Source organism: Tistrella mobilis (genome assembly GCF_041468085.1).
Classification (GTDB): Bacteria; Pseudomonadota; Alphaproteobacteria; order Tistrellales; family Tistrellaceae; genus Tistrella; species Tistrella mobilis_A.
Map to the genome: position 1 here is coordinate 784201 of NZ_CP121017.1, position 16763 is coordinate 800963.

A 16763-nucleotide genomic window follows, 5' to 3' on the forward strand; every position below is an offset into this window, starting at 1 on the left:
GTCCAATTTTGGGCAGGTGTTGCGGCCCCCGGGGCCGGCTTCCCGCCACCTCGTCGGGCACATGATACCGGACCCGCGGCGGCACCGCCACAGCCGCCCGCCGCCCTTGCACCGGCTTTACGGCGACGGGACGCTCCTGCATTCTGAACGTCACACGTTCACGGCCCCCCGGAGACCAACGCCATGACCGAAACCGCTGTTGCCGCGGCCCGCACCTTACCTTTCCTGCCCGGCGACCCGGTGCCCTGGTTCCAGGGGGATTGCGCCGGCAATCCGAACTTCGCCTTTTCCACCGTTGCCGGCCGCTGGTCGGTGCTGGTGCTGCTGGGGTCGGCCGCCGTGCCGCAGCTGGCTGCGGCGGTGGCGTCGATTGCCGGTGCGGCGCGGCTCTTCGCCGATCCGGGGCGGACCTGCTTTTTCGTCACGCTGGATGCGACGGACCGGACCCCGGGGGCGGAGGGGGCGCCTGCGCGCCTGCCGCTGCATCTGCCGGGTTTCTATGCCTTTGCCGATACCGACGGCGAAATCTCGCGCCGCTATCGCGCGATCGACCCTGCGGCGGATCCGCGCAATGGCCATGTCGCCTATCGGCCTTTCTGGCTGCTGCTTGATCCGACGCTTCGTGTGGTCGCGACCGGCGGCATGGAAGACACGGCCCGGCTGCTGGATCTGGTGGCGCAGCTGCCGGCCCCGGCGGCCCATGGCAGTGTGGTCGCCGAAGGCGGACGGATCCTGACCGTGGCGCCGGCGGATGATGCCGGCCAGCCCTGGGCGCCGGTGCTGGCGGTGCCGCGCGTGTTCGAGCCCGCCTTCTGCCGCCGGCTGATGGCCGAATACGACCGGCTGGGTGGCGAGGAAAGCGGCTTCATGCGCGAGATCGGCGGCCGCACGGTCGAAATGCGCGACTACGGCCACAAGCGCCGTGCCGACTGCCTGATCGAGGATGAAACACTGCGTGCCGGCATCCGGGCGCGGATCGAACGCCGCTTGCTGCCCGAGCTGCAGAAGGCCTTTCAGTACAAAGCGACGCGCATCGAGCGCTACATCGTCGCCTGCTATGACGGTGACGGCAGCGGTGGCTATTTCCGCCCGCACCGCGACAACACCACCCGCGGCACGGCCCATCGCCGCTTCGCCGTGACCATCAATCTGAATGCCGAAGATTACGAGGGCGGCGAACTGCGCTTCCCGGAATTCGGCGATCGCCGCTATCGCGCCCCCACCGGCGGTGCGGTGGTGTTCTCGTGCAGCCTGCTGCACGAAGCGCTGTCGGTGACGCGCGGCCGTCGCTTCGCCTGCCTGCCCTTCCTGTATGACGACGACGGCGCGGCCATCCGGGCGCGCAATGCCGAATTCCTTGAGGATCCGCAGCTGGCGGCGGTGGCGCGGGGGGCCGCGGCTGCCGGCTGATCAACCGGCGAAGGCGATCACGACCCGCCGGTTCTGGCGCCCCTTCTTTTCGATCTTCACCACCTCTACCGCACCGATCTCGCCGGTGCGGGCGACATGGGTGCCGCCGCAGGGCTGAAGATCGACATGGGGGGCGTCGGCGCCGGCGGTTCCCGCGCCGATCCGGACCAGCCGCACCCGGCCGGCGCCGCGCGGCGGCTGGACCGACATGGTCTTGACCAGATGCGGCGCGGCATCCAGCTCGGCATCGGTGATCCAGTCGGTCTCGACCGCGTGATCGGCCCGGATCAGGGCGTTCAGCGCTTCGGTGATCGCCTGCTTGTCGAGATTGGCCTCGGGCCAGTCGAAATCGAGCCGGGCGCGATCGGCGCCGACCTGGCCGCCGGTGACCGGTGCGACCACGATCGCCGAGAGCAGATGCAGGCAGGTATGCAGCCGCATATGCGCGTGGCGACGATCCCAGTCGATCCGGGCGGTGACATCCGTGCCGATGGCGGGCGGCGCCTCGGCCCCGGCGGCGTCCAGGCGATGGACGATCGCGTCGGGCCCCCCGTCCATCCCGGATGTCTGGCCCTTCACCGCTTCGGTCACCGTCCAGACACGGCCGGCCTCGTCGGTCAGCCGGCCCGTGTCGCCCGGCTGGCCGCCGCCGGTCGGGTAGAAGACGCTCCGGTCCAGGATCACCCCACCGTCTTCGGTGACGGCCACCACGCGGGCGGTGCAGCTTCGGGCGTAGGGATCGTTACGGAAGACAGGATCGGTGGCAGGCATGGACACGCTCCGGTTTCAAACGGGGGAAACCGGAGCTTGCCGCGAGACGGCTCAGCGGTCCAGCCAGGAGGGAACCGGCAGGTTCTTCGACCGCAGGAACTCGGCGTTGAACAGTTTGCTGGTATAGCGCTGGCCGCTGTCGCAGAGGATGGTCACGATGGTGTGGCCAGGGCCCAGCGCCTCGGCCATCTTCACCGCCGCGCCGACATTGATCGCCGAGGAACCGCCGAGCAGCAGCCCTTCTTCCGAGATCAGGTCGTAGAGCATGGGCAGGCTTTCCTCGTCGGTCACCTGCACGGCGCCGTCGAAGCTGACACCGTCCAGATTGGCGGTGACCCGGCCCTGGCCGATGCCCTCGCTGATCGAGCTGCCCGATGATTTCAGTTCGCCGGTGGTGACCCAGGAATAGAGCGCCGAACCCATCGGGTCGCCCAGCCAGCACTGGATGTCGGGGTTGCGCGCCTTCAGCGCCATGGTGATGCCGGCAAGCGTGCCGCCGGTGCCGACCGCGCAGACGAAGCCGTCGATCCGGCCGCCGGTCTGCTCCCAGATCTCGGGACCCGTGGTCTCGAAATGGGCGCGGCGGTTGGCGACGTTGTCGAACTGATTGGCCCAGACCGCGCCGCCCGGCTCGCTCTCGGCCAGTTCGTTCGCCAGCCGCTCCGACACGCGGACATAATTGTTCGGGTCCTTGTAGGGGACGGCCGGCACCTGGACCAGATCGGCGCCCAGCATGCGCAGGGTCTGCTTCTTCTCTTCCGACTGGGTCTCGGGGATCACGATGGTCGATTTGCAGCCGATCGAATTGCCGACCAGCGCCAGACCGATGCCGGTATTGCCGGCGGTGCCCTCGACGATCCGGCCGCCCGGGCGAAGGGCGCCACGCTCCAGCGCATCGCGCACGATGTAGAGCGCCGCGCGATCCTTGACCGACCCGCCGGGGTTCATGAACTCCGCCTTGCCGAGGATGGTGCAGCCGGTGCGCTCCGACGCCTGGCGCAGCTTGATCAGCGGCGTGTTGCCGATCGCATCGGCGAAGCCGTTCATGATGGTCATCTGAGGGGGTCCCGTTGGTTCTGCATCGCGGCTCATTCTGCGGCACGACGCCGGAAAATTTTTCTGTCGCATCCTACCAATGGCGATCGATGTGGATCAAGCCGGGGTGCCCGGCAATTCGTCATGGCAGGAGTGTTGTTTCGGAATATAAGAACGCCCCGCCCTTGGGGAAAGGGCGGGGCGTCAGGATCCGGGGACCCGGCCGGTTATTTGTCGGGGGCCGCCGACTCCTTTGCCGGCGCAGCGGTACCGAGGCGTTCTGCGGTTTCCTCTTCGTCCCAGTCGGGCGGGACCGGGAAGCCGCTGAGAGGGCCGAGCGGCCGGGCATCGCGCTTGAAGGTCGGCTCGCTCAACATGTAGAGCGCTTCGAGCTTCGCCAGATCATCGAGTGCCGAGCGGTGGATGCGTTCATAGCCATGGGAGGCGTCGATGCCGAAGCAGACCAGTGCCGTGCGCAGATCATTGCCGGCCTCGATGGCAGAGGCACTGTCGGAGCGGTAGTGGCGGAAGACGTCGCGCTGATGCGAAATGCCGTTATCGGCGCAGAGCGCCAGCAGCTTGCGGGTCAGGTGGAAGTCGAAGGGACCGGCACTGTCCATCATCGCCACGGTGACGCCGGTCTCGCGGCTGGCCTGGCCGGGCGCCGTCGTGCCGTTGTCGATGGTCACCATCTCGGCGATTTCGCCGTGCAGGATCGACGAGGCACCTGAGCCGACCTCTTCCGAGATGGTGAACAGCAGATAGGTGTCCACCGGCGGCTTCACGCCGGACCGCTGCACGGCCTCGGCGGCGGCGAGCAGGGTGGCGACACCCGCCTTGTCGTCCAGATAGCGGCTGTTGATGAAGTCGTTGGGGCCGATTTCCGGGTTCGGGTCGACGGCGATGATGTCGCCCACCCGGATGCCGAGGGCTTCCAGGTCGCGTTCATTATCCGCCAGCGCATCGACGCGCAGTTCGACATAGTCCCAGCCGACCGGCAGCTTGTCGATCTCGCCGCCGAAGGTGTGGCCCGATGCCTTGAGCGGCAGGATGGTCCCGCGATGGCGGCCGTCATCGGTGAAGATGGTGCAGCGCGCGCCTTCCGAGAACCGCGCCGACCAGTGGCCGATCGGCACGACCGACAGCCGGCCATTGGGCTGCAGGCGCTTCACGATGGCGCCCAGCGTGTCCAGATGAGCGACCAGCGCCCGGGCCGGATGGCGTTCGCGGCCGCGCAGCACGGCGCGGATGGCGCCGCGGCGGGTGAGGTCGAATTCGATGCCCAGCCGTTCCAGCTCCTGGCCGACCATATGAACGATGCCGTCGGTATAGCCTGAGGGGCTGGGCGTGTTCAGCAGGGCAAGCAGGGTGTCGAGCAGGTAATCGCGATCGATGCGGATGCCGGCCTCGGGGCCCTGGCCCCCCTGGTCGCGTCGGGTCGCGTCGTTCATGCCGTCTCCTCGGTCTGGGCCGGCGTGCCGCGCCGGCGGGTGGCCGTCTGTGGGAACAGGAAGTCGATGAAACGTTCGGCGGTCGGCTGCGGCTCGTGATTGGCAAGGCCTGCACGCTCGTTCGCCTCGATGATCCAATAGGCAGGCTGATCCGCGGCCGGGACCATGAAGTCCAGCCCGACCACCGGGATGTCGAGCGCCCGGGCGGCGCGGATGGCCGCTTCGGCCAGCGCCGGATGCAGTTCGGCGGTGACGTCGTGAATGGTGCCGCCGGTGTGCAGATTGGCGGTCTTGCGCACCCGGATCACGGTGCCCGCCGGCGGCACGTCGTCCATGGTCCAGCCGGCCTCGGCGACGGCGCGTTCGGTTTCGGCATCCATCGGGATCCGGCTCTCGCCGCCGGTTGCGGCGGCACGGCGGCGGGATCGGGCCTCGATGAGGGCGCGGACGCTGTCGGTGCCGTTGGCGGTGATCTCGGCGGGCTTGCGGATCGCCGCGGCCACGACCTCGCCGTCGATGACGATGATTCTCAGATCCTCCCCCTCGACGAAGGTCTCGACCACGCCGGCCATCCCCTGTTCGGAGAGGGCGCGGCAGGCGCGGGCCAGGGTGTCGGCATCGCGGATATCCACCTGCACGCCGCGGCCCTGCTCGCCGTCGACCGGCTTCACCACCACCCGGCCATGGGCGGCGAGGAAGGTTTCCGCCCGGGCGAGATCGGATGCGGTGACCTGTTCGGGCACGGACAGCCCTGCCTCGGCCAGCACGTCGCGGGTGACCCGTTTGTCCTGGCAGCGGCTCATGGCGATGGCGCTGGTCAGTTCGGTCAGGCTTTCACGACAGGTGATCGAGCGGCCGCCGGAGGTGAGGGTGAAATAGCCCCGGGCGGCGTCCAGCACCTCGACCGCGATGCCGCGGCGCCGGGCCTCGTCGACCAGGATCCGGGCATAGGGGTTCAGCGCGTCCGAAGGCGAGGGACCGATGAACAGTTTCTCGTTGATCGGGTTCTTGCGCTTCACGCAGAACACCGGCACCCGCTGGAAGCCCAGCTTCTCGTAAAGCGCGATCGCCTCGGCATTGTCGTGCATGACCGAGAGATCCATATAGGCGCGGCCGCGGGCGAGAAAATGTCCCGCCAGATGGAGGGTGAGCGCCGAGCCCACCCCCGGCAGAGAGGCCTGCGGATCCACCGCCAGCGCCCAGAGGCTGGCACCGCCTTCGGGGTCGCCGAAGGCTTGAACGTGATCGACCCCCATCACCGTGCCGATGATCGCCCCCGACGCGGTCTCGACCGCCACCAGCTGGGTGACGGTGCGCGAGCGGCGGAAGGCGAGTGCCATGTCTTCGGGCACCGGCACCATGCGCCGGGCGGCGTAGATCCGGTTGACCTCGGCGACCTCGTCGGCCGTGCGCACCCGGCGGATGGTGAAGCCGCGGCGTCGCGGCGGGGCCGGGCGATAGCGATCCATCCACAGCCGGTAGGTGTGCGACGGGTCGAGGAACAGCTCTTGCGGAGCAAGCGACAGCAGCACATGCGGCTCGGCCAGATAGAGCGCCACATCGCGCTTGCCTTCCTCTTCCATGCGGATGGCATCGGCAAGATGGTGGTTGTCGTCGAAGGTCTGGCCGAAGATCAGCCGGCCCCACCCCATGTCGACCGTCGATTCCTGACGGCTGAACGGGTTGCCATGGGCCTGGCGACCGACCAGCGAGGGGCCGGATCGTCGATCCAGACGGGTGTCCCGCGCAGGGCGGGTATCGCGGTTCTGGCGGCGCGTCATGTCGACCGGAGCCTTTCTGGTCATCTCGGAGCGGCGGGGGAGGCCGGGGGCAATATGTGCGGGTGCATCGGCCATGGCGGGATCACCCGCGGATGCCGTGGGTGTCGAGCCAGAGTTCGAGCAGGGCCAGCTGCCAGAGCTTGGAGCCCCTGAGCGGGGTGATATGCGCCTTGGGATCGGCCAGCAGCCGGTCGACCGCCGCCTGGTCGAACAGGCCGCGCGACCGGGCGCCCTCGCTGCCCAGGCTGGCGCGGACCATCTCCAGATAGGGGCCTTCCAGATGCTTCAGCGCCGGCACCGGGAAATAGCCCTTGGGCCGGTCGATCACCGCATGGGGGATCACGGCGCGGGCGGCTTCGGCCAGCACGTATTTGCCCTGGGCCAGATGGCGGCCGTCGGGGGTGGTCTTCACCTTCATCTCGGCCGGCACGCGGGCCGCCAGTTCGACCAGTTCATGGTCGAGGAAGGGCACGCGCGCCTCCAGCCCCCAGCTCATGGTCATGTTGTCGACCCGCTTCACCGGGTCGTCGACCAGCATGATGTTGCTGTCGATGCGCAGCGCCTTGTCGATCGGGCGCGTGGCGCCGGGCTGTGCGAAATGCTCGGCCACGAAACGGCGGGCATGATCCTCGTCGACCCGGTGTTCGGGCCGCACCAGCCCCAGATATTCGTCATGGGGGCGGTCGCAGAAGTGGCGGGCATAGGTCTCGACCGCGGCCTCGTCACCGGCGGCCAGCATCGGCGGATACCAGTGATAGCCGCCGAAGACCTCGTCGGCGCCCTGGCCCGACTGCACCACCTTCAGATCGCGCGAGACCGCCTCTGACAGCAGGTAGAAGCCGACCGCGTCATGGCTGACCATCGGCTCGCTCATCGCCGCCACGCAATCGGGCAGGGCTTCGAGCGTTTCCGAGGCGGAGACCCGGATCTGATGGTGATCGGTGCCGAAATGCGCGGCCACGACATCCGACCAGCGGAATTCGTCGCCCTCTTCGCCGCCGGCGGCGTCGAAGCCGATCGAATAGGTCTTGAGATCCGTCTGCCCGGCCTCGGCGATCAGCCCGGTGATCAGGCTGCTGTCCAGCCCGCCGGAGAGCAGCACGCCCACCGGCACGTCGGCGACCAGACGGCGCCGGACGGCGGTACGCAGGCTGTCCAGCACCTTCGCCTGCCAGTCCTGGAAGGACAGGTCGCGTTCATCGGCGCGCGGGCCGTAATCGGGCGCCCAATAGACCTCGTCGCGGGCGGTGCCGTCGGGCTCGATGATCCGGCGGGTGGCCGGCGGCAGCTTGCGGATGCCCTTCAGGATGGTCATCGGCGCCGGAACCACGGCGTGGAACTGGAGATAGAACTGCAGGGCCACCGGGTCGATACTGGTATCGACACCGCCGCCGGCGAGCAGGGCGGGCAGGGTACTGGCGAAGCGCAGCGTGCGGCCACGGTTCTCGATATAGAGCGGCTTGATGCCCAGGCGGTCGCGGGCCATCAGCACCCGGCCGGTATCGCGCTCCCACAGCACGAAGGCGAACATGCCGGCCAGCCGGTCGACGACCTTCGGGCCCCAGGCGCGATAGCCCTTCAGGATGACCTCGGTATCGCCGGTGGAGAAGAAGGCGAAACCCATCGCCTCCAGCTCGGCGCGCAGTTCCCGGTAATTGTAGATGGCGCCGTTATAGACCAGGCCGAGGCCCAGCCCGGCATCGATCATCGGCTGCTGGGCCTGTTCGCTGAGGTCGAAGATCTTGAGCCGGCGATGGCCGACCGCAATCCGCCCCTGGGCGTGGATCCCGGACGCATCCGGGCCACGCCTGTCCATCGCGGCGGTCATGCGTGCCACGGCTCCGACATCCGCCGTCGTGCCGTCGAACCTGATCTCGCCGCTGAAGCCGCACATGTCTGTCTCCATCCTCCTGTGATCCGAAGACGCGGACGGACCGGTTCCCGCGGGGGGCGGGACCGTTGCCGGTGGTCGGGGACGGGAGAGGAAGACGGGGCGCACCGGTGCGCGAGAATGTGAGCCGGGCCATAGCGGGCCCCGCACGTTCGGTCCGGCGACAAGGCGTCTGCCAGGGTCCCGACGTGTAGCAACGCGGCCACTGCCAAAACATCCGGCAATGGTCCGACGGTCCAAAGCGTCAAAGAGCTTCGGGCGAGCTGATCAAAGACGATCACTGCCCGATCCCGCAGAGACTAGCGGAAGATCATGGCAGGTTCACGTGTCATGGGCGTGACATGTTCAGGATCAGATGAGCCGGAAGAGGGATCAAATGATCGCGGAAGATTGTCGTGCCGCCGATTGTCCTTGAGCGGTTCGTCCGAAAACGTGTCCCAGACTTGGGGCTTCGGCTGGGAATGTCAACCTTCAGGAACGAAAAAACCCCCGCCCGCCGGTGCGGTGGCACCGGCGGGCGGGGGGCTGAAACCGGGGGATGCGGCGGCAGAGATCAGCCGGCCAGAGCCTCTTCGGCGTCGAAGGTGGCGGCCACGGCATGGATCACCGAAGCGATGCGGATCGCGTCCTGCACGCCGTCGCGGCTGATGCCCTTGTCACGGACGACCTTCTCGTGGCTGTCCATGCACATGCCGCAGCCATTGATCGCCGACACCGCCAGCGACCACAGCTCGAAATCGGCATGGTCGACGCCGGGCTTGCCGATCACGGTCATGCGCAGCTTCGCCGGCATGGAGGCGTATTCCTTGTCCGACACCAGATGGGTGTAGCGGTAATAGATGTTGTTCATGCCCATGATCGCCGCCGCAGCCCGGGCGGCCTTCTGTGCCTCGGGGCTGAGCTGGGCGTCGGCATCGGCCGCAATCGCCTTGATCACGGTCGCATTGCGGGCGGCGAGCGCCGAGGCGAGGGCGGTGCCCCAGAGCTGCTGGGCGGTCAGGTTCTCCGACTGCAGCACGTTGCCGAGGTTGAGCTTCAGATCCTTGGCATAATCCGGAAGCGCGCCGCGCAGCTGCTCGATCGACATCTCGACTCTCCTGGGGATTTCTGATGTTTGCGGAGCCGCGGGGCTGGCGCGCGCGGCTCGTGGCGGCCAATGGAAGACTGCGGAGCCAGATATCTTCATCGCGATCAGATTGCACGCGATCTATGCGCATGCGCAATACCGCCGGGCTCGACGCTGCCGTCCGGGTGACGATAAGGTGGGAGGGCGGAGGGGGCAGGCTGAAAAATCGTCGGATCGTCGGGACGGCGGACGGTGCGGAACCCCGCACCGTCCGCCGGTTCCGTCGGATCAGGCCACCTTGAGGGTGTCCTCGCCCTTCTGCCAGTTGCAGGGGCAGAGCTCATCGGTCTGGAGCGCGTCGAGGATGCGGATGATCTCCTGCGGGTTACGACCCACGTCGAGATCATTCACCGACACGTGACGGATGATGTTGTCCGGATCGACGATGAAGGTGGCGCGGAGAGCCACGCCCTCTTCCTTGTGAAGAATGCCGAGAGCGTTGCACAGCGCATGGCTGACGTCGGCGAGCATCGGGAAGGGCAGGTCGTTCAGCTCTTCCTTGTGGACGCGCCAGGCATGGTGCACGAACTCGCTGTCGGTGCTGCCGCCGAGGACGACGGCGTCACGATCTTCGAACTCGCCGTTCAGCTTGCCGAAGGCCGCAATCTCGGTCGGGCAGATGAAGGTGAAGTCCTTCGGCCAGAAGAAGTAGACCTTCCACTTGCCCCCATAGGTGTTCTCGTCGATCTCCGTGAAGGCGCTCTTCAGGTCGGTCGACACGGTGGCCTTGACCTTGAACGACGGGAACTTATCACCGATGGTCAGCATGGATCCTGCCTCTCGTTTCTGGAGGATGCCCCCGGACATCCGGCCTGGGGGCGGCAACTCTGGGTCTTGATCGCCGGAACCGTCCGGTTCGTTTTAGAACGGTTCCAATCGATGTCGACCCGGGTATATCAGTCGGTGCGGGGCAGCGCAAGAGCCTTTTTAGAAGAATTCTAAAAACTGTCATGCCGGGTTGGGCCGCAGCCCCGGCGCTTCAGTCAGCCCGTTTCGCTGCAAATTTTAAGTCGCGGTTAAGTTGGGCACCCTATACTGACCCTGCAAGGGGGCATGCCTGCGGAAACTGCAGAGGGGCGGGAGACCATGCGGATCGCTGTCGAGAGCAGCCACGACGTTGCCGGCTGGCTGATGCTCAGGGCTCGCAATGACGGCCGTATCCTGGCCCCGGCCAAGCTTCACGCCCTGCTTTTCCTGGCCCTCGGACAATTCGCCGCAGCCGGCCGCGGCCGGCTGATGCCTGCGGTCTTCGTCGTCACCGATGTCGGCCCGCGCGCGCCCGACCTGCTCAGGGTCGATGCCGCGACGCTCAGGCTCAGGCCGTTGCCGCCGATGGTCGAACGTTTCATGGAAACGGTCTGGGCGGGGCTCGGCAGCCTGGAGCTGGACCGGTTGAACGCGCTGATCGGCGGGCTGGAGACCTGGCGTCTGGCCCGGGACGGCGGCATCGGCAGCGAGATCGAACTCGACATGCTGGGACGCGAGCTGCGCGGCCTGTCGGAACGCACGCGCAGCGGCATGTCGGCCGCGGCCGCGGCCGAAATCGAGCGACGCGCCGCCCGCGACCGGGTGTCGCCGCCCCTGCCGCCGGCCCAGCCGCAGGTGAAGCTGCCGCCGGTGCCGCAGGGCCTGACGGGCCGGGGGGCGGCGGGTGACGTACCGCCCGCAGGCAGTCCCGGCCGTCCGGCACGGTGGGAGCCGGGCCGCCGGGTCCGGCGTGACGAGGTCGCCGACCGTATCGTCGGCCGGCCGGGGGCGGCGCCTGCCGAGGCGCCCAAGGCGCGGCGGCCCGACGGGCTGGCGGCGGAAATCGCCGCCGCTGCACGCAAGCGGCCGCTACCCCAGCCGATGGCGCAGCCGCGCCCGCAGATGGCAGGGCCCGACGGGTTGGATCCGCGCGCAGCGCGCGCCCTGGTCCGCGCCCTGCTGCGCGACCGCCGGCGCACCGAGGCGCCGCGCCATGCCGCCGATGTCGCCCCCACCCCCTGGCATCCGGAACGGCTGCGCCATGTCGGCCGCGCCGAGGCTGAGGCCAGCCGTCTGGTCAGTGCCGAGGGGCCGACGCTCGCCGATGCCCTGGGGGCTGATCTGCCGGGGCTGACCCGGCCGCGCCGGCAGACCCGGGTCTTCGCCCCCCGCCGCGGATCGCCGGCCGCACCCTCTTGATCCGCCGTCGGCCTTCCCCCAGATCGCCCTTCGGGGGGAGTATGACCCGGCGGAGGTGACGGATGGCGGGCACACGCCAGGTTCTGCGTAATCTCGCCTGGTCGGTTCTTCTGGTCGCGGGCATGGCGCTTGTCCTGTGCCTCACCAGCTGGATCGTCTGGGGCGCCGACGGAATCCTGTGGGGGCTGGCCGGTGCGGCGGCCGCCGCCCTGCTGCTGCCGGGGCTGCCGGCCAGGCTGGTGCTGCGGGCCCACCGCGCCCGACCGATCCCCTATGCCGCGCTTCCCGAGATCCACGACGCCCTGACGGCGCTGGCCGGCCGCGCAGGCCTCGCGTCCCGCCCGCGGCTCTGCTGGTGCCCGGCGCGCCAGCCCAATGCCTTTGCGCTCGATGATGACGGCGTGCCGGTGGTGGTGATCACCGACGGCCTGCTGCGCCGGCTGACGCCCCCGGAACTGGTGGCGGTGCTGGCCCATGAACTGGCCCATATCGCCAATGGCGATCTTGCGATCATGCGCCTGGCCGATGGGCTGGGGCGGATCACCGGGCTGATGGCCTGGCTTGGCATCGCCCTGCTGGCCCTGAATCTGCCGCTGATCCTGCTGGGTGCCGTGACCGTGCCCTGGGCGGCGGTGCTGCTGCTGATCGCTGCCCCCGGGCTTGTGGGGCTGATGCAGCTGGCGCTCTCCCGCACCCGCGAGTTTGCGGCCGATCTTGAGGCGGCACGGCTGACCGGGGAGCCGGCGGCACTGGCATCCGCCCTGCTGGCGCTGGAACGGTCGGGGCCCTGGGAGGCGATCTTCCGCCTGCGCCACCAGGGGCCCGGCCTGCTGCGGACCCATCCCGCGACGGCGGAGCGGGTCCGGCGGCTGGCCGCGATGGCCCGCCCGCTCAGGCCGCCGCTTCCGATTCGGACAGGCGGCTGACGAAGCCCGCGACCAGATCGCGCAACTCGCCCGACCGGCGCGAAACCTCGGTCGAGAAGCCGCCGACCCGGCCGGCGATGTCGTGGGTGCGGGTGGCGGTCTGGTCCAGCACCTGCACATCCCGGCGGATCTGTTCGGTGCCGTTCGCCGCTTCCTGCACGTTGCGGGTGATCTCGCCGGTGGCGGCGGACTGTTCTTCGACCGCGGTTGCGATCGAGGTGGTCATGCTGCTGATCTCGCCGATCATCCCGACGATGCGCTCGATCGAGGCGACGGCGCCGTCGGTGGCGGTCTGGACCGCGGCGACCTTGGCGCGGATCTCCTCGGTCGCCCGCCCGGTCTGGGTGGCGAGCGTCTTCACCTCGGCGGCGACCACCGCGAAGCCCTTGCCCGCCTCGCCGGCGCGCGCGGCCTCGATCGTGGCGTTGAGCGCCAGAAGATTGGTCTGGGCGGCGATGTCGGTGATCAGTGCCACCACCTGGCCGATCTCTTCGGCCGTGCGGCGCAGCCGGCTGACCTGATCGGCGGTTCGCCGGGCCTCGCTGGCACTGCTGCCCGAGGTGGAGGCGGTTTCGTTCGCCCGCGCGCTGATCTCGCCGATCGAGGCCGAAAGTTCCTCGGTCGCCGCGGCCACGGTCTGGACGTTGGCGGTGGTGCGGTCGGTGGCGGTGCTGGTGCTGGTGGTCATCCGGCTGGTCTCGGCTGCGGCGGTCGACAGCGCGCCGGCATCGGACTCCAGCCGTCTGGCCTCGTCGGCCAGACGGGCGGAGAGGCCGTTCATGCCGTCGACGAATTCCTTCACCAGCTCGGCCCGGCGGGCCAGGCGGCGGAGCGTGCGCTCTTCGGCGGCGCGCTGTTCGGCCTGCAGCCGGTCGGTTTCCTGCATCGCATCGCGGAAGGTCGCGACCGCGGCGGCCATGGCGCCGATCTCGTCGCTGCGGCCGGCATCGGCCAGATCGAAGCCGTAATCCCGAGCCTTCAGCCGTGCCATCGCCCCGGTCATCCGGCCAAGCGGGGCGATGACGCCGCGGCGTGCGACCAGGCTTGAGAGCAGGATGCCGGCCAGGATGCCGATCACGGCGGTGGCCAGCATCAGACCCATGACCGAGGTCCGGGTGTCTTCCAGCCCGGCGGAGTGGGCCGCGACCTCGGCGATGCCGTCGTCGATCATCGGGTCGGTCAGCTCCGATGCTGCACGCTCTGCCTGACGCACGCCGTTGATGAAGGCCTGATGCGCCGCATCGGTCTCCCCCGCCAGCGCCAGTTCCCGCACGCGGGTCAGGGCCCGGATCACCTCGCGCTGCAGCCCGATGAACCGACGGTCGCGGTCGCCGGCCACGGCCTCGATCGCCAGCAACTGGGCCTCCATGGTCTCGACGCGACCATCGAAGCGGCTGGCGATCGAGGCGCGGCCGGCTTCGGGTTCGAAGATCAGGTTCAGCGCATCGCGCTGCAGTGCCCGGCTGACGCTTCTGAGTTCCGATGTCTTGATCACCATGTCGGAATCCGTGGCCATACGGTGGGCGGCATCACCCATCCGGGTCAGGCCGACCATGCCGGCGAGGGCGATCAGGATGGCGATGGCGGCAAGGATCGCGACCGGCGCCAGGATCTTGTGTGCGAGCTTCATTAGAAGGCGTCCCGGGAAGTTCATAAAAACGTCCGCTTCAGAATACGGCGCCGACCTTACCAGGGCGTAAAAGTGCCATGTCATTTCTTCATCTTGCTCTTTTGGGGAAATGTCAGGCATTCATGCTGAACATATCAAATCATATGATATTCAAAGATATTTGCAGTCCTTTGTCCATGTGAGGTTGAGTTGGAAATGGAGCTAACTATTTGTTAATGAAGATCATTTGATGTCGATCAAGGCGGGTTTCCGAGCGTCGAATACTTTATGTACCAGGATTTGATTCAGGTGCGGCATGGAGGGGAAGAGATGGTGTCTGTTCTGTCGGGGCGGCTGACCAGCGTGCAGGCCAGGATCGCGCTGACCGCGGGGCTGTGCCTTGCGACGACGGTGGCGGTGCTGGTGGGCTTCAGCCTGGTGTCGGCGCGCAACACGCATGATTATGTCACCGAGGGCGTGCTCGGGATCGTCGATGGCCAGACCAAGGCGGCGCTGCAAAACCGGGCAGCGACCGAGGCGGCGGCGATCAAGGCCCAGCTGGAAGTCGGGCTCGATACCGCCCGGACGCTGGCGCGCAGCTTCGCGGTGCTGGCCACGGATGGTCCGGCGGGCACGCCGGCCGGGCAGCGGCGCGACCAGCTGAACACCGTGCTCCGCGGGGCGCTGGCGCAGGATCCGGCGTTGAACGGCACCTATTCGGCCTGGGAGCCGGATGCCCTGGACGGCGCCGATGTCGGCTTCCGCGGCGCCCGCGAGCAGGGGTCGGATGCGACCGGCCGTTTCCTGCCCTACTGGACCCGCAGCGCCGACGGCCGGATCGCAATCCAGCCGCTTGTCGAATACGACAGCAGCGACCGTCATCCCAACGGTCTGGTCAAGGGCGGCTGGTATATCGGCCCGGCCGAGACGGGCCGCGAGAACATTCTGGGTCCGCTGCCCTATATCGTGCAGGGCAAGCCGGTCTTCCTGGCGACGCTGTCGGTGCCGATCATGATCGACGGCCGTTTCCGCGGCGTGGCCGGTACCGACTATAATCTGGATTTCATCCAGGCGCTGGCGGTGAAGGTATCGAAGGCGCTCTATGACGGCCGAAGCCGGGTCGCGATCATCAGCGATGCCGGGCTGATCGTGGCCGATAGCGGTGCGCCTGAGGCGATCGGCCAGCCGGTGACCGCGGCAGGCGATGCCTGGACCGACGGGCTTGAGGTGATCCGCGCCGCCGAGGCGACGGTGCTCGACCGTCCGGATCATCCCGATATCGATGTCTTCTCGCCGATCCGCTTCGGCGACACCGCAACGCCCTGGTCGGTGGTGATCTCGGTGCCGCGGGATGTGGCGCTCGCCTCGGTCAATGCGCTCAGCGCCGATATGGCGGAGCGCTCGACGCGCGACACGCTGGTCTCGCTGGGGGGCGGGCTTGCGGTGGTGCTCGGCGCGATCCTGGTGGTGGCGCTTGCCGCCCGCGGCATCGCCCGGCCGATCCGCGCCTGCGCCGGCTTTGCCGACGGCATTGCCGAAGGGCGCTTCGACCAGAGCCTGACGATCGATCAGAAGGACGAGGTCGGCCGGCTGGCGACGGCGCTGACCCGCATGCAGGGGGATCTGCGGCGCAACATCGCCCAGCGTGCCGAGGACCAGGCGGCGGCAGAAGCGGCCCGGCGCCAGGCGATGCGCGACATGGCCGACCGCTTCGAAGCCTCGGTCGGCGGGGTTCTGAACGGGGTGACGTCGGCTGCGACCGAGCTGCGGTCGACAGCCGAGACCATGAGCGTCACGGCCGACGAGACCAGCCGGCGGTCCACCGCCGCGGCCAGCGCGACCGAACAGGCCAGCCAGAACATCCAGACCGTGGCGGCGGCGGCCGAGCAGCTTTCGGCCGCCATCGGCGAGATCGGCGACCGGGTCAACCAGTCGAGCGGCATCGTGGGCGAGGCGGTGCGCCAGGCCGATGCCACCGGCCTGCGGGTGAAGAACCTGTCCGAGGCGGCGCAGAAGGTCGGCAATGTCGTGCAGCTGATCAACGACATCGCCTCCCAGACCAATCTGCTGGCGCTGAATGCGACCATCGAGGCGGCCCGCGCCGGCGAAGCCGGCAAGGGCTTCGCGGTGGTGGCCTCTGAAGTCAAGACGCTGGCGGTGCAGACCGCGCGGGCGACCGAAGAGATTGCCGCCCAGATCCGCTCGATCCAGGACGCGACCCGCGACTCGGCCCAGGCGATCGAAGAGATCGGCGCGACGATCAACCGGGTGAACGAGATCTCGACCGCCATCTCCGCCGCCGTACAGGAACAGGGGGCGGCGACCCGCGAAATCTCGCGCAATGTCCAGGAAGCGAGCCAGGGTACGGTGGAGGTCTCAGGCAATATCGGCAGCGTCACCGCGGCGGCCCGGGAAACCGACCTCGCCGCCAGTCAGGTGCTCTCGGCCGCGGGCGATCTGGGGCGGAACGGCGAGGATCTCCGCCGGCAGGTGGAGGACTTCCTGCAGACGGTGCGGGCCTGACGACACCGGTGTGAACATGGCGATGAGCGGGGGTGCGGCATCACTTGCATGCCGCACCCCCTGCCGCCATTTTG

Annotated in this window: 12 protein-coding genes; 4 read left to right on the forward strand and 8 right to left on the reverse strand. The window is 68.5% G+C overall.

The window, feature by feature from the left end; genetic code table 11:
• Positions 1 to 183: 183 nt before the first annotated feature.
• Positions 184 to 1410 (forward strand): 2OG-Fe(II) oxygenase, encoded by a 1227-nt coding sequence (locus tag P7L68_RS09345; protein ID WP_372004430.1) that lies wholly within the window; start codon positions 184 to 186, stop codon positions 1408 to 1410.
• Here P7L68_RS09345 and P7L68_RS09350 read toward each other — a convergent pair whose 3' ends face one another.
• The 7 genes from P7L68_RS09350 to P7L68_RS09380 form a co-directional block, all read right to left on the reverse strand.
• Positions 1411 to 2181: an alanyl-tRNA editing protein gene (locus tag P7L68_RS09350; protein ID WP_372004433.1), complete on the reverse strand. Its 771-nt coding sequence runs from the start codon at positions 2179 to 2181 to the stop codon at positions 1411 to 1413.
• 51 nt (positions 2182 to 2232) lie between these two features.
• On the reverse strand, positions 2233 to 3237 hold the full coding sequence (locus P7L68_RS09355) for a cysteine synthase A (protein ID WP_372004434.1): 1005 nt from the start codon (positions 3235 to 3237) through the stop codon (positions 2233 to 2235).
• A gap of 206 nt (positions 3238 to 3443) precedes the next feature.
• Entirely contained in the window at positions 3444 to 4667 is a 1224-nt protein-coding gene (locus P7L68_RS09360; protein ID WP_372004436.1) for an osmoprotectant NAGGN system M42 family peptidase, read from the reverse strand.
• On the reverse strand, positions 4664 to 6448 hold the full coding sequence (ngg, locus tag P7L68_RS09365) for an N-acetylglutaminylglutamine synthetase (RefSeq protein WP_372004438.1): 1785 nt from the start codon (positions 6446 to 6448) through the stop codon (positions 4664 to 4666). The genes P7L68_RS09360 and ngg overlap by 4 nt, the downstream gene beginning before the upstream one ends.
• Positions 6449 to 6530: 82 nt before the next feature.
• Positions 6531 to 8342, reverse strand: coding sequence for an N-acetylglutaminylglutamine amidotransferase (locus P7L68_RS09370; RefSeq protein ID WP_372006807.1), 1812 nt, complete (start codon positions 8340 to 8342; stop codon positions 6531 to 6533).
• A gap of 550 nt (positions 8343 to 8892) precedes the next feature.
• Entirely contained in the window at positions 8893 to 9426 is a 534-nt protein-coding gene (locus tag P7L68_RS09375) for a carboxymuconolactone decarboxylase family protein (RefSeq protein WP_372004440.1), read from the reverse strand.
• A 267-nt stretch (positions 9427 to 9693) separates the two neighbouring features.
• A complete protein-coding gene (locus P7L68_RS09380; protein WP_372004443.1) occupies positions 9694 to 10233 on the reverse strand; it encodes a peroxiredoxin in 540 nt (179 codons plus the stop codon).
• Positions 10234 to 10551: 318 nt separating this feature from the next.
• Between P7L68_RS09380 and P7L68_RS09385 the strand changes: the two genes are divergently transcribed.
• Both P7L68_RS09385 and P7L68_RS09390 read left to right on the forward strand, forming a co-directional pair.
• On the forward strand, positions 10552 to 11631 hold the full coding sequence (locus P7L68_RS09385) for a hypothetical protein (protein ID WP_372004446.1): 1080 nt from the start codon (positions 10552 to 10554) through the stop codon (positions 11629 to 11631).
• A gap of 62 nt (positions 11632 to 11693) precedes the next feature.
• The gene (locus tag P7L68_RS09390; RefSeq protein ID WP_372004449.1) at positions 11694 to 12557 is read left to right on the forward strand and encodes a zinc metalloprotease HtpX; all 864 of its coding nucleotides are present in this window, start codon (positions 11694 to 11696) and stop codon (positions 12555 to 12557) included.
• Here P7L68_RS09390 and P7L68_RS09395 read toward each other — a convergent pair.
• On the reverse strand, positions 12523 to 14187 hold the full coding sequence (locus tag P7L68_RS09395) for a methyl-accepting chemotaxis protein (protein WP_372004452.1): 1665 nt from the start codon (positions 14185 to 14187) through the stop codon (positions 12523 to 12525). The genes P7L68_RS09390 and P7L68_RS09395 overlap by 35 nt on opposite strands.
• Before the next feature lie 309 nt (positions 14188 to 14496).
• Between P7L68_RS09395 and P7L68_RS09400 the strand changes: the two genes are divergently transcribed.
• A complete protein-coding gene (locus P7L68_RS09400; protein ID WP_372004455.1) occupies positions 14497 to 16689 on the forward strand; it encodes a methyl-accepting chemotaxis protein in 2193 nt (730 codons plus the stop codon).
• Positions 16690 to 16763: the final 74 nt, after the last annotated feature.

Coding starts and splice junctions, on each gene's coding strand:
- P7L68_RS09390 (WP_372004449.1), top strand. CDS start 11,694: ATGGCGGGCACACGCCAGGTTCTGCGTAATCTCGCCTGGTCGGTTCTT.
- P7L68_RS09370 (WP_372006807.1), bottom strand. CDS start 8,342: ATGTGCGGCTTCAGCGGCGAGATCAGGTTCGACGGCACGACGGCGGAT.
- P7L68_RS09350 (WP_372004433.1), bottom strand. CDS start 2,181: ATGCCTGCCACCGATCCTGTCTTCCGTAACGATCCCTACGCCCGAAGC.
- P7L68_RS09385 (WP_372004446.1), top strand. CDS start 10,552: ATGCGGATCGCTGTCGAGAGCAGCCACGACGTTGCCGGCTGGCTGATG.
- P7L68_RS09375 (WP_372004440.1), bottom strand. CDS start 9,426: ATGTCGATCGAGCAGCTGCGCGGCGCGCTTCCGGATTATGCCAAGGAT.
- P7L68_RS09355 (WP_372004434.1), bottom strand. CDS start 3,237: ATGACCATCATGAACGGCTTCGCCGATGCGATCGGCAACACGCCGCTG.
- P7L68_RS09380 (WP_372004443.1), bottom strand. CDS start 10,233: ATGCTGACCATCGGTGATAAGTTCCCGTCGTTCAAGGTCAAGGCCACC.
- P7L68_RS09360 (WP_372004436.1), bottom strand. CDS start 4,667: ATGAACGACGCGACCCGACGCGACCAGGGGGGCCAGGGCCCCGAGGCC.
- P7L68_RS09395 (WP_372004452.1), bottom strand. CDS start 14,187: ATGAAGCTCGCACACAAGATCCTGGCGCCGGTCGCGATCCTTGCCGCC.
- P7L68_RS09345 (WP_372004430.1), top strand. CDS start 184: ATGACCGAAACCGCTGTTGCCGCGGCCCGCACCTTACCTTTCCTGCCC.
- P7L68_RS09400 (WP_372004455.1), top strand. CDS start 14,497: ATGGTGTCTGTTCTGTCGGGGCGGCTGACCAGCGTGCAGGCCAGGATC.
- ngg (WP_372004438.1), bottom strand. CDS start 6,448: ATGACGCGCCGCCAGAACCGCGATACCCGCCCTGCGCGGGACACCCGT.